The sequence below is a fragment of the Streptomyces sp. A0958 genome (genome assembly GCF_004795035.1).
Taxonomy (GTDB): domain Bacteria; phylum Actinomycetota; class Actinomycetes; order Streptomycetales; family Streptomycetaceae; genus Streptomyces.
Window position 1 is genome coordinate 40,251 of sequence record NZ_SSBK01000014.1, and the last position, 12,161, is coordinate 52,411.

The following is a 12,161-nucleotide window of genomic DNA, read 5'->3' on the forward strand; positions in this document are numbered from 1 at the left end:
TCAGGCGGTACGCCGCAGCAGGGCGAGGTACATCGCGTCCGTGCCGTGCAGATGCGGCCAGAGCTGGACGTCGGGGCCGTCTCCCAGCGCGGGCACGCCCGGCATCAGCGGGCGGGCGTCCACCCACTCCGCCTCGACGGGCGCCCCGCCGCGCCCCTTGAGGACGTCCTCGACGACCACCCGGGTCTCCGCGAGGTGGGGCGAGCAGGTCGCGTACCCGACGACGCCGCCGACCCGTACGGCCTTCAGCGCCTCGCGCAGCAGACCGCGCTGGAGGGGTGCGAAGCTCTCCAGGTCCTCCTTGCGGCGGCGCCAGCGGGCTTCCGGGCGGCGGCGCAGCGCGCCGAGGCCGGAGCACGGGACGTCCATCAGGATGCGGTCGAAGCTGCCGGGCCGCCACGGCGGGCGGGTTCCGTCGGCGGTGACCACCTGGTAGGGGCCGGGGTTGCCGGCCAGCGCGCGTTCCACGAGGCGGGCCCGGTGCGGCTGCTTCTCGGCGGCCAGCAGGGTGGCGCCGCGTTCGGCGGCGAGGGCGGCGAGCAGGGCGGCCTTCCCGCCGGGGCCCGCGCAGCCGTCGAGCCAGCGGGTGTCGCCGCCCTCCAGCGGGGCGTCGGCGAGTGCGGCGGCGACGAGCTGGCTGCCCTCGTCCTGGACGCCGGCCCGGCTCTCCCGCACGGCGGTCAGGGCGCCGGGTTCGCCGCCCTCGGCCATCCGTACGGCGTAGGGCGACCAGCGGCCCGGGAGGGCGTTCTCCTCGCCGAGCGCTTCGACGAGTTCGGCGGTGGTGGAGCGGCCGGGGCGGGCGACGAGGGTGACCTCGGGCCGTTCGTTGTCGGCTTCGAGCAGGTCCTCGATCCCGGCCCGGCCGCCGCCGAGCGCGTCCCAGAGCGCCGAGACGACCCAGCGGGGGTGCGAGTGCACGACGGCGAGGTGGTCCTCGGCGTCGTCCTCGTAGGAGGGGGCGACCCGCGCCACCCAGCCGTCGAGATCGTCGGCCGACACCTTGCGCAGCACGGCGTTGACGAATTTGGCGCGCCCCTCCCCCAGCACCACCCGGGCCAGCTCCACGCTCGCGGAGACCGCCGCGTGGGTCGGGATGCGGGTGCCGAGCAGCTGGTGCACGCCCATGTTCAGCACGTCCAGGACCGGCGGGTCGACCTCGCGCAGCGGGCGGTCGATGCAGGCGGCGACGATCGCGTCGTACGTGCCCTGGCGGCGCAGCGTCCCGTAGACCAGCTCGGTCGCCAGGGCCGCGTCCCGGTGGTCGAAGCCGCCCTGGCCCCGGGCCTTCTTCAGCAGCGGGGGCAGGACGAGGTTCGCGTACGCGTCGCGTTCGTCGACGGCCCTGAGGACCTCGAAGGCGAGGAAGCGGACCGGGTCCTTCTTGGGGCGGCGGTGCGGCTTGGCGGGACGGCGACGCGGCTGGTCGTTCACGTGAAAGGTGCTCCGCTGGGGGTGAGAGGACGAACCCTCCCAGCCTACGTCCCCGCCCCGGCCCGCCCGTCCGCCAGTGCCGCGGCACTAGCTGCCGACCAGCTCACCCGGGACGATGCGCACCCCGCGCGCCCAGTCCGCCGCGCGCATCGGCTTCTTGCCCTGCGGCTGGACCCAGAGCAGTTCGACGGCGTGCGATCCGGTGCCCACGAACACGTTGTTCTTGGCGGCGGACAGCTCGCCGGGCGCCAGGTCGGACCGGTCCACGGCCGGGACCGCCTGGACCAGCTTCAGGCGCTCGCCCCGGAACAGTGTCCAGGCGCCGGGGGCCGGGGTGCAGGCGCGGATGACGCGGTCGACGCGCAGGGCGGGCGCGGACCACTGGACCTGGGCGTCCTCGACGGTGATCTTGGGGGCGAGGGTGACCCCGTCGGCGGGCTGCGGCACGGCGTGCAGGGTGCCGTCCTCGATGCCGTCCATGGTCGCGGCGAGCAGCCCGGCACCGGCGAACGCCAGCCGGGTCAGCAGGTCGCCGCTGGTGTCGGACGGGCGGACCTCCTCGGTGAGGACGCCGTAGACCGGTCCGGAGTCGAGCTCCTCCTCGATGAGGAAGGTGGAGGCCCCGGTCACCTCGTCGCCGGCCATGACCGCGTGCTGCACGGGGGCCGCGCCGCGCCAGGCGGGCAGCAGCGAGAAGTGGAGGTTGACCCAGCCCCTGGCCGGCACGTCGAGCGCCACCTTGGGCAGCAGCGCACCGTAGGCGACGACCGGGCAGCAGTCCGGCGCGATCTCCCGCAGCCGCGCGAGGAAGTCCTCGTCCCGGGGCCTGGCGGGCTTGAGCACCTCGATCCCGGCCTCCTCGGCGCGCTGGGCGACCGGGCTGGCCACCAGCCGCCGGCCACGCCCCGCGGGCGCGTCGGGCCTGGTCACGACGGCGGCCACCTCATGGCGACCGGAGGCGATCAGGGCGTCCAGGGCGGGAACGGCTACCTCGGGGGTGCCGGCGAAGACGAGCTTCATGGGTGGCTGTCTGCCTCTCAGGCCGGACTCTCAGGCCGAAACGTTACGGTGGCGAGCAACGCACAAGTCTATGGGTCATGGAGCCGGGGGGCGTACGCGTAGTCGCGCGCCCCTTGCACGTGCTCATACGCCCCCCGAGCGTGACCAGATCCCCGGGTGCCGCGTTGGTCAAGAGAGATTGACCGAAGCGAGCCGCCCTGGTGCGGCCCGATCCCTTTCAACGCCGGTTCGAGAGGCTTCTTCATGGCCGACCACGCAACCCACGACGCCCAAGCGCGGGCCAGTCTGCATCTTCTGGTGCGGGACATCGAGCGGGTCCGGCGGCAGGTGGACGCACTGCGCACGCTCACCGCCCAACTGGGCAACGTCTACCGTCCGCGCCGCTCCGGCCCGTCAGCGGGCTTCGTCGTCTACGGCAGGGCCCCGGCCCCCACGGTCAGACTGGCCCAGGAACTGCGGGACAGCGTCGAGACCCTGGTCACGGCGGCCGTGGACTTCGACCGTTCGCTGGGCTTCTCCTGGGACGCGGTGGGCTCCGCGCTCGGGGTCACCAAGCAGGCCGTCCACCGCCGTTACGGGGCACGGCGTGCCACACCGCAGCCGGCGTCGGGCGAAGCCGCCGCCGAGGTGGTGGCGCAGCGCCCGTCGCCGGTGCCCCCGGGCGCCGCCGTCCCGGCCGCACGCTCGATGCCGCCGCAGCCGTCGGCGGAGCGGCCCGCACTGCGCGAGGACGTACGCCCGGGCGCCTTCCCGGGCCCCCGCAACGGCTGACCCGCCGGTCGGGGCCGTCCCGTGGCCGGACCACGGGACGGCCCCGACCCATGCAGCGCACACCTCAACCCCGCCCTCGCGGGCACCTCAGCCCCGTCCTCGCACACCTCAACCCCGCCCTCGCGGGCACCTCAGCCCCGTCCTCGCACACCTCAAGCGCGCCCTCGCACACTTCAAGCCCGTCCTCGCGCACCCCGAGCCCGTCCGGCGATCGAGGACAGAACGCCCGGCGGGACGCACCCGCGCCCACGGCCGCCCGTCACCGCGGCGCACAGCGGGCGCCCCCGCTCACCCGATGTCCGCCGGGTCCACCCGAATCCGCACCGGCCCCCCGCTCGCGCCCGCGCCCCCGCCGCCACGCGACATCCGCTCCGCCTGCGCCTCCTTCAGCGCGGCCGCCAGCGCCGCCCCGCTCCCCGGCGGCACCCGGACCAGCGCCCGCTCCCAGGTCTCCCCCGGCGGCGCCTCGAACGGTCTGCGGGGCCGCCCCGGCTCGGCGGCCGGCACCGGGACCGGGCCCAGCACCTCGGCGTCCGACGGCAGCCGCGCCCCGGCCAGGAACGCGGCCAGCGCCTCCGGCGTCCCCGTCACCGACGCCATCCGGGACACCGGCGGAAAGCCCAGCTCGGCCCGCTCCGCCAGCTCCCGCCGGGCGTGTCCGACCGGGTCCCAGCGCACCAGGGCCTGCACGGGCCGCAGCGTCGGCTCGGCGACGATCACCACCGTGCCGCCCTCGGGCCGGCCCCGTACCAGCGCGGCGGCCGCCGTCCAGCGGCGCAGCGCCTCCTCGCCGGCGCGCAGGTCGGGGCGGCCGACCATCGCCCAGCCGTCCAGCAGGAGCGCCGCCGCGTACCCGCCCTCGGCGACCGGTTCGGCCCCGGGCGTGCTGACCACCAGCGCGGGCTGGTCCGGCACCGAGTCCAGCACGTGGTCGCGGCCGGACGTGCGCACCGGCACGGCGGGGAACGCGCGGCCCAGCTCCTCCGCCGTCCGGCGGGCGCCGATGATCTGTGCGCGCAGCCGGCGGGAGCCGCAGGCCACGCAGTGCCAGGAGGTCTCGGCCCGGCCGCACCAGGCGCAGTTCAGGTCCTGCTGGTCTGGCGCCTCCAGCGGCCCGGCGCAGTGCCGGCACCGGGCGGGTTCCCGGCAGCGCTCGCAGGCGAGCCGGGGGGCGTATCCGCGCCGGGGCACCTGTACCAGCACCGGTCCGGTGCGCAGCCCGTCCCTTACGGTCTGCCAGGCGAGGCTGGGCAGCCGGGCGGCGCGGGCCGAACCGTCCCGCGCCAGCTCGCCGTCGCCCACGGTACGGACCACGGGCGCCGCCGTCCGCAGCTGTGCCCGGTCGGCGCGCAGCGGCAGGGCCCAGCCGCTCTCGACCAGTTGCGCTGCCTCCACGGTGCAGCTGGTGCCGCCGAGCAGGAAGGCGCACCGGCCGTGCGTGGCACGCAGCTCCAGGACCTCCCGCACATGGGGGAAGGGGGCGCGGTCGTCGCTGTGGCTGGAGTCCCCGTCGTCCCAGACGACGACCAGGCCGAGGTCGGCGACGGGGGCGAACATCGCGGCCCGGGTCCCCACCACCGCCCGGACGGACCCGCGCCGCACGGCGAGCCATTCCCGGTAGCGCTTCCCGGGCCCGGAGCCGGCGGTGAGCAGCGCGTGCCGGCCCTCGCCGAGCAGGGCGGTGAGCGCGGCATCGACCCGGCCGGCGGTCCGCCCGTCGGGGACGACGACCAGGGCGCCGCGCCCGGAGGCGAGGGTCGCGGCGACGGCTGTGGCGATCTCGGCAGGCCAGTGCGGTCCGGGCAGCGCGGTCCACACGGCCCGGGGGGCGCCACCGGTGGCCAGCGCGGAGAGGAAGGCCGGCCCCTGCTCGTACCGCTCCCAGGTGGCGGGGGCGGGCGGTGCGGGGGGCGGCAGCGGTCCGGGGGACGGCTTGGACTCGGCCTGGGCGTTCCTCGGGGGGACGGCGAGCTGCAGGACGTCGGCGAGGCTGCCCGCGTACCGGTCGGCGACGGCGCGGGCGAGGGCGAGCAGTTCCGGGCCGAGGACCGGTTCCGGGGAGACGACGGAGGCGAGCGCGGCCAGGGCGCCGTTGTAGTCGGACTCGGCCAGCCGCTCGACCAGGAAGCCGTCGATCAGCCCGCCGCCCTCGCGCCGGCCGCCCCGCACATTGCGCCCGCCGGCCCCGAACCGGACCCGTACGCGCACGCCGGGCCGGGCGTCGGCGTCCAGCTCCTCGGTAACCGCGTAGTCGAAGTACTGGTCGAGGTGGAGCGCGCCCTTGTTGACGAGGACACGGGCGACGGGCAGGTCCTTGGCGAGCGCGGCACCGCGCCAGGTGCGCGGCTTGGCGCGCGGCACGTCGGCCCGGCGCACGGTCTCCCGGATCAGCGCAAGCTGCTCCGGCGCCCCGGCCCCGGGCTCATCGGATCGCTCGTCTTCCCTGCTCACAGCCACAGTCCTACCAGACGCCTCTGACAGCGGCGCCCGCCCTTCGCGGGCCCGCCACAGGCCGGAGCCCGGACGCCGTGACGGCGTCCGGGCTCCGGCGGAAGACGGCCTCGGGCGCCCTTACAGGCCCGCGGCGGCGCGCAGCGCCTCGACCCGGTCGGTGCGCTCCCACGTGAAGTCGGGCAGCTCGCGGCCGAAGTGCCCGTACGCGGCGGTCTGGGCGTAGATCGGGCGGAGCAGGTCGAGGTCGCGGATGATCGCGGCCGGGCGGAGGTCGAAGACCTCGCCGATGGCGTGCTCGATCTTCTCGGTCTCGATCGCGGCGGTGCCGAAGGTCTCGACGAAGAGGCCGACCGGCTCGGCCTTGCCGATCGCGTAGGCGACCTGGACCTCGCAGCGGGCGGCGAGCCCGGCGGCGACGACGTTCTTGGCGACCCAGCGCATCGCGTAGGCGGCCGAGCGGTCCACCTTGGACGGGTCCTTGCCGGAGAAGGCGCCGCCGCCGTGGCGGGCCATGCCGCCGTAGGTGTCGATGATGATCTTGCGGCCGGTGAGGCCGGCGTCGCCCATCGGGCCGCCGATCTCGAAGCGGCCGGTCGGGTTGACGAGGAGGCGGTAGCCCTCGGTGTCCAGCTTGATGCCGTCCTCGATCAGCTGCGACAGGACGTGCTCGACGACGAACTCGCGGATGTCGGGCGCGAGCAGCGAGTCGAGGTCGATGTCGCTGGCGTGCTGCGAGGAGACGACGACCGTGTCGAGGCGGACGGCCTTGTCGCCGTCGTACTCGATGGTGACCTGGGTCTTGCCGTCGGGGCGCAGGTACGGGATGGTCCCGTTCTTGCGGACCTCGGACAGGCGGCGCGAGAGCCGGTGCGCGAGGTGGACCGGCAGCGGCATCAGCTCGGGGGTCTCGTCGCAGGCGTAGCCGAACATCAGGCCCTGGTCTCCGGCGCCCTGCTTGTCGAGCTCGTCCTCGTCCCCCTCGACCCGCTTCTCGTACGCGGTGTCGACGCCCTGCGCGATGTCCGGGGACTGGGCACCGATGGACACCGAGACGCCGCAGGAGGCGCCGTCGAAGCCCTTCTTCGAGGAGTCGTAGCCGATCTCCAGGACCTTGTTGCGGACCAGCGTCGGGATGTCGGCGTAGGCCTTGGTCGTGACCTCACCCGCAACATGCACCAGACCGGTCGTGATCAGGGTCTCGACGGCGACGCGTGAGGACGGGTCCTCACGCAGGAGCGCATCGAGAATGGTGTCGCTGATCTGGTCAGCGATCTTGTCGGGGTGACCCTCGGTTACGGACTCCGAGGTGAAGAGACGGCGGGACACATCGCTCCCTGGGGTTGCAGCGGCTGCTGGCTGATCATTGGCGGACGGGCCCGGGAGCTGCGCCCGGTACGGTCCACGGGGCAGTTTATCGGTCGGCTCCGGCCGTCGGACAACGTGTCTCGCCCTTTGGGAGATATGTGACCTGCCCCACCGGTGGTCGGAGCCCCGGAAGGGCCGCTGCGGACGGGGTCCGGCCCGGTGTCCCAAGGGTTGTGGCCGGACCGGCGTGTCACAGGTAATTCATCCGAGGCGCGCCGACACGAGGTCCCACACCGTGTCGGCGAGCGCTTCCTTGGGCCCGTACGGCACCGGCGTCTCGGTTCCGTCGGCGGCGAGCACCACCGCCTCGTTCTCCTCGGAGCCGAAGGTCTTGCGCTCCCCCACCTCGTTGACCACCAGCAGGTCGCAGCCCTTGCGGCGCAGCTTCTCGCGGCCGTTGGCCAGGACGTCGTCGGTCTCGGCGGCGAATCCGACGACGATCTGTGCGGGTGTGGCGCGCTCGGCCGAGACCTCGGCGAGGATGTCGGGGTTGCGGACGAGCGCGACGGGGGCGGGCTCCTGGCCGTCCTTCTTCTTGATCTTCCCGGTCACGTACTGGGCGGGCCGGAAGTCGGCGACCGCGGCGGCCATCACCACGACGTCGGCGTCCGCCGCCGCCTTGAGCACGGCCTCGCGCAGCTGCACGGCCGTGCCGGTGTGGACGACGTCGGCGCCGGAGGGGTCCGGCAGCCCGGTGTTGGCCTCCACGAGCGTGACCCGGGCGCCGCGGGCGACGGCGGTGCGGGCCAGCGCGTAGCCCTGCTTGCCGGAGGAGCGGTTGCCGAGGTAGCGGACGGGGTCGAGCGGTTCCCTCGTGCCGCCGGCGCTGATCACCACGTGCCGGCCCACGAGGTCGGGGGCGGCGGCGCCGCGGGCCAGCACCCGGCGGCAGACCTCGAAGATCTCGCCCGGGTCGGGCAGCCGGCCCTTGCCGGTGTCGACGCCGGTGAGGCGGCCGACGGCGGGCTCGATGACGACGGCGCCTCGGCGGCGCAGGGTGGCGACGTTCTCCTGGGTGGCCGGGTGCTCCCACATCTCGGTGTGCATGGCGGGCGCGAAGACGACCGGACAGCGGGCGGTGAGCAGGGTGTTGGTGAGCAGGTCGTCGGCGAGCCCGTGGGCCGCCCTGGCCAGCATGTCGGCGGTGGCGGGGGCGACGACGACGAGGTCGGCGTGCTGCCCGATCCGTACGTGCGGCACCTCGTGGACGTCGTTCCAGACCTCGGTGGAGACCGGGTGGCCGGAGAGCGCCGACCAGGTGGCGGCGCCGACGAAGTGCAGGGCGGACTCGGTCGGGACGACCCGTACGTCGTGGCCGGACTCGGTCAGCCGGCGCAGCAGCTCGCACGCCTTGTACGCGGCGATGCCGCCGCTGACCCCCAGAACGACCTTCGGCTTGTCCACTGCGTCTCCCCGCACTCGGCTGCGTACCCGGCATACGTACACCCCCATGCTGCCTCACGGGCGCGGGCGCGGGTCCGTCGCCCCGGACACGCCTCAGGCCCGGCGGGGGTGCCGCCGGGCCTGAGGTGAAGGTGCGATTTCGCTGCTTACTGCGCGGGGCCCTCGATGGCCTCGGACGTGAGCAGGCCCGCGTTGATCTCGCGGAGCGCGATCGACAGCGGCTTCTCGTGCACGTGGGTGTCGACGAGCGGACCGACGTACTCGAGGAGGCCCTCACCGAGCTGCGAGTAGTACGCGTTGATCTGGCGCGCGCGCTTGGCGGCGTAGATCACGAGGCTGTACTTCGAGTCGGTTGCTTCGAGGAGCTCATCAATCGGCGGGTTGATGATGCCCTCGGGCGTGGTGATGGAAGAGGACACGCTCTGCCTTCCGAAGGGGATGAAGATCAAAGAAATCTTTGACAGTCAGGGGCTTTGTGGCCGGGCCCCCGCGTCGGTGGGTCACTCGCCTCCGGCACGGTGGCCGGAAGCCTCCAGCATCGAGGCTAGCAGCTCACGGGCCACGTCCTCGACGGAGGTGTTGACGAGCGTCGTGTCGAACTCGGATTCGGCGGCCAGCTCGACCTTGGCGGCTCCGAGCCGGCGTTCGATCACCTCGGGCGCCTCGGTGCCGCGGCCGGTGAGCCGGCGCACCAGCTCCTCCCAGCTCGGCGGCGCGAGGAAGACCAGTTGGGCGTCGGCCATGGACTGGCGGACCAGCCGGGCGCCCTGGAGGTCGATCTCCAGGAGCACCGGCTCGCCCGCCTCCAGCCGCTCCTGCACGGCGCGGCGCGGGGTGCCGTAGCGGTTGCCGGCGAACTCGGCCCACTCCAGCAGCTCGCCGTTGGCGATGAGCTTGTCGAACTCCTCGTCGTCCACGAAGAAGTAGTGGACGCCGTTGCGTTCGCCGGGGCGGGGCTTGCGGGTCGTCGCCGACACCGAGAGCCACACCTCGGGGTGGACCTTGCGCATATGCGCGACGACCGTGCTCTTGCCGACCCCTGAGGGGCCGGAGAGCACGGTCAGCCGCGGACGTACGTCCGGGGGCACGGGGGACGTCCCCCGGGATGTTGCAGCCATGGAGCGATTATCCAGGTTCTCAGGGGTGCCTGAGAACGTCAGGCGGCGCTGCCGCCGAATTCGCGCTCCAGGGATGCGATCTGGTTGGAGCCAAGACCCCGGACCCGGCGGCTCTCGGAGATGCCGAGCCGCTCCATGATCTGCTTGGCACGGACCTTGCCCACGCCGGGCAGGGACTCCAGCAGGGCGGAGACCTTCATCTTGCCGATGACGTCGTTCTCCTGGCCCGACTTGATGACCTCGTGGAGGGAGGCGCCGGAGTGCTTGAGTCGATTCTTGACCTCGGCCCGCTCCCGGCGAGCCGCGGCGGCCTTTTCGAGCGCGGCTGCGCGCTGTTCAGGGGTAAGGGGCGGAAGAGCCACGCCTACGTCACCTCGGATGTCGATCTGTCGGATACGGACCGGTGAGGCGGCGGGAACGCCCCTCACCTGGTGAGCCGCGAACAACCCGTGCTCGTCGGCCCTCGACGGAGACTAGCGGCCAAGGCCGCCGGAGTCAGCGAGAACAGACGAAAAGTCCTGGTCAGCCTCAGCCGACCAGGACATTCCAGGCATAACACCTGAGTTTTTTGGTCAGGATTCCGTCAACACGCTGTTACGTGGCAGGGTCAGCGGTCCGAGACGGCCGCGCGGACCTCGTCCGCGAACCGTCCGGCGGCTTCGCGCAGCCCTGACGCGTCCGGTCCGTGGCGCAGCACGCCCCGGCTGACGCTGGGCACCACATTGCGTACGGCGTCGCCGAAGACGCCCGGCAGATCCGCCGGCGTCGCCCCCTGGGCGCCGATGCCGGGCGCGAGCAGCGGCCCGTTGATCGCCAGGTCGACGCCCGCGTCGCCGAGCGTGGCCCCGACTACCGCGCCGACCGAGCCGAGCGGGGTGGCCCCCTCGTTCTCCGCTGCCATGTGGTCCAGCATCAGCTGGGCCAGCGGACGGCCGTCGGCCGCCGTGGCGCGCTGCACCTCGGCCCCCTCCGGGTTGGAGGTCAGCGCGAGTACGAAGACGCCCGCGCCGGAGACCGCCGCCGCGTCGAGCGCCGGCCGCAGCGAGCCGAAGCCGAGGTACGGCGAGACGGTGACCGCGTCCGAGAACAGCGGCGAGTCCTTGTCCAGGTAGGTGGCCGCGTAGGCGCCCATGGTGGAGCCGATGTCGCCGCGCTTGGCATCCATCAGGACCAGGGCACCGGCCGCCCTCGCCTCCTCGACCGCCTTCTCCAGGACGGCGATGCCGCGCGAGCCGAAGCGCTCGAAGAACGCGGACTGCGGCTTGAGCACGGCGACCCGGTCGGCCAGCGCCTCGACGACGGTCCGGGTGAACCTCTCCAGGCCCGCGACGTCGTCGTTCAGCCCCCAGGAGGTGAGCAGGGAGGCGTGCGGGTCGATGCCGACGCAGAGCGGGCCGCGGGTGTCCATGGCGTGGCGCAGCCGGGCGCCGAAGGGTTCCGGAGTCATTTCGCTGCCTTCCGGCTTTCCGCGCCGACGGCGTCGGCGAGCGTGGCGTACGGGGAGGCGGCCAGGCGCGCGGCCAGGCCCTTGTGGATGGCGCGGGCGTAGAGGGGGCCCTCGTAGATGAAGGCGCTGTAGCCCTGGACCAGGGTGGCGCCGGCGAGGATGCGCTGCCAGGCGTCCTCGGCGTTCTCGACGCCTCCGACACCCACCAGGGTGATCCGGTCCCCCACGCGCCCGTACAGGCGGCTCAGGACCTCCAGGGAGCGTTCCTTGAGGGGTGCGCCGGACAGGCCGCCGGTCTCCTTCACCAGGGACGACGGGGACTTCAGGCCCAGGCCCTCGCGGGCGATGGTGGTGTTGGTGGCGATGATGCCGTCCAGGCCCAGTTCGACGGCGAGGTCCGCGACGGCGTCGACGTCCTCGTCCGCGAGGTCCGGGGCGATCTTGACGAGCAGCGGAACCCGGCGGTGGGTGACGGTCCGGTCGGCGGCCTCGCGCACGGCGGTGAGCAGCGGGCGCAGCGACTCGGTGGCCTGGAGGTTGCGCAGGCCGGGGGTGTTGGGCGAGGAGACGTTGACGACGAGGTAGTCGGCGTGGGCGGCCAGCCGCTCGGTGGACTTCACGTAGTCGGCGGCGGCGTCGGCCTCGGCGACGGCCTTCGTCTTGCCGATGTTGACGCCGACGGTGGTGCGGAAGACCGGGTTGCGGGCGGCCAGCCGGGCGGCGACGGCGGCGGAGCCCTCGTTGTTGAAGCCCATGCGGTTGATGAGCGCGCGGTCCGCCACGAGGCGGAACAGCCGCTTCTTCGGGTTGCCGGGCTGCGCCTCGCCGGTCACGGTGCCGATCTCGACGTGGTCGAAGCCGAGCATCGCCATGCCGTCGATCGCGACCGCGTTCTTGTCGAAGCCGGCGGCGAGGCCGAAGGGCCCGTGCATCCGCAGGCCCAGGGCCTCGGTGCGCAGTTCCTTGTAGCGGGGGGCGAGGGCGGCGGCGACGAAGGTGCGCAGCACGGGGATGCGGGCGGCCAGGCGAATCCAGCGGAAGGCCAGGTGGTGGGCGCGCTCGGCGTCCATCCGCTTGAAGACCAGCTGGAAGAAGAACTTGTACATCACGGTGTCCTCATGGAGAGGGGGACACCGTTTCCGGTGTCC

General features: G+C 73.7%; 11 protein-coding genes. 1 reads left to right on the forward strand and 10 read right to left on the reverse strand.

Translation table 11 applies throughout. From position 1 onward, the window contains the following. Nucleotides 1–1,434, reverse strand: a complete 1,434-nt coding sequence (locus E6P78_RS16275) for a transcription antitermination factor NusB (protein WP_136204316.1) — start codon at nt 1,432–1,434, stop codon at nt 1–3. 87 nt (nt 1,435–1,521) lie between these two features. Further along, nucleotides 1,522–2,454, reverse strand: coding sequence for a methionyl-tRNA formyltransferase (gene fmt / locus E6P78_RS16280; protein WP_136204317.1), 933 nt, complete (start codon nt 2,452–2,454; stop codon nt 1,522–1,524). 243 nt (nt 2,455–2,697) lie between these two features. Between fmt and E6P78_RS16285 the strand changes: the two genes are divergently transcribed. Continuing rightward, complete coding sequence (locus E6P78_RS16285) at nt 2,698–3,225, forward strand: hypothetical protein (RefSeq protein ID WP_136204318.1); 528 nt, start codon at nt 2,698–2,700, stop codon at nt 3,223–3,225. A 288-nt stretch (nt 3,226–3,513) separates the two neighbouring features. Here the strand turns inward: E6P78_RS16285 and E6P78_RS16290 are convergent, their stop codons facing one another. The 8 genes from E6P78_RS16290 to E6P78_RS16325 form a co-directional block, all read right to left on the reverse strand. Further along, on the reverse strand, nt 3,514–5,676 hold the full coding sequence (locus tag E6P78_RS16290) for a primosomal protein N' (protein WP_136204319.1): 2,163 nt from the start codon (nt 5,674–5,676) through the stop codon (nt 3,514–3,516). Nucleotides 5,677–5,796: 120 nt separating this feature from the next. Next, nucleotides 5,797–7,005, reverse strand: a complete 1,209-nt coding sequence (metK, locus tag E6P78_RS16295; protein WP_136204320.1) for a methionine adenosyltransferase — start codon at nt 7,003–7,005, stop codon at nt 5,797–5,799. A 240-nt stretch (nt 7,006–7,245) separates the two neighbouring features. Further along, a complete protein-coding gene (gene coaBC, locus E6P78_RS16300; RefSeq protein WP_136204321.1) occupies nt 7,246–8,448 on the reverse strand; it encodes a bifunctional phosphopantothenoylcysteine decarboxylase/phosphopantothenate--cysteine ligase CoaBC in 1,203 nt (400 codons plus the stop codon). A 146-nt stretch (nt 8,449–8,594) separates the two neighbouring features. After that, nucleotides 8,595–8,867, reverse strand: a complete 273-nt coding sequence (gene rpoZ, locus E6P78_RS16305; RefSeq protein ID WP_003970369.1) for a DNA-directed RNA polymerase subunit omega — start codon at nt 8,865–8,867, stop codon at nt 8,595–8,597. 81 nt (nt 8,868–8,948) lie between these two features. After that, the gene (gene gmk, locus E6P78_RS16310; protein ID WP_136204322.1) at nt 8,949–9,566 is read right to left on the reverse strand and encodes a guanylate kinase; all 618 of its coding nucleotides are present in this window, start codon (nt 9,564–9,566) and stop codon (nt 8,949–8,951) included. A gap of 38 nt (nt 9,567–9,604) precedes the next feature. Then, nucleotides 9,605–9,928: an integration host factor gene (locus E6P78_RS16315; RefSeq protein ID WP_018524251.1), complete on the reverse strand. Its 324-nt coding sequence runs from the start codon at nt 9,926–9,928 to the stop codon at nt 9,605–9,607. A gap of 245 nt (nt 9,929–10,173) precedes the next feature. Beyond that, nucleotides 10,174–11,013 (reverse strand): orotidine-5'-phosphate decarboxylase, encoded by an 840-nt coding sequence (gene pyrF, locus E6P78_RS16320; RefSeq protein WP_136204323.1) that lies wholly within the window; start codon nt 11,011–11,013, stop codon nt 10,174–10,176. Beyond that, nucleotides 11,010–12,119, reverse strand: a complete 1,110-nt coding sequence (locus tag E6P78_RS16325; RefSeq protein WP_136204324.1) for a quinone-dependent dihydroorotate dehydrogenase — start codon at nt 12,117–12,119, stop codon at nt 11,010–11,012. Before E6P78_RS16325 ends, pyrF begins: the two co-directional genes overlap by 4 nt. Nucleotides 12,120–12,161 lie beyond the last annotated feature (42 nt).

Bases quoted from the DNA above. Each gene is read 5' to 3' on its own strand.
- fmt (WP_136204317.1), bottom strand. From the start codon at position 2,454: ATGAAGCTCGTCTTCGCCGGCACCCCCGAGGTAGCCGTTCCCGCCCTG.
- E6P78_RS16285 (WP_136204318.1), top strand. From the start codon at position 2,698: ATGGCCGACCACGCAACCCACGACGCCCAAGCGCGGGCCAGTCTGCAT.
- gmk (WP_136204322.1), bottom strand. From the start codon at position 9,566: ATGGCTGCAACATCCCGGGGGACGTCCCCCGTGCCCCCGGACGTACGT.
- pyrF (WP_136204323.1), bottom strand. From the start codon at position 11,013: ATGACTCCGGAACCCTTCGGCGCCCGGCTGCGCCACGCCATGGACACC.
- E6P78_RS16325 (WP_136204324.1), bottom strand. From the start codon at position 12,119: ATGTACAAGTTCTTCTTCCAGCTGGTCTTCAAGCGGATGGACGCCGAG.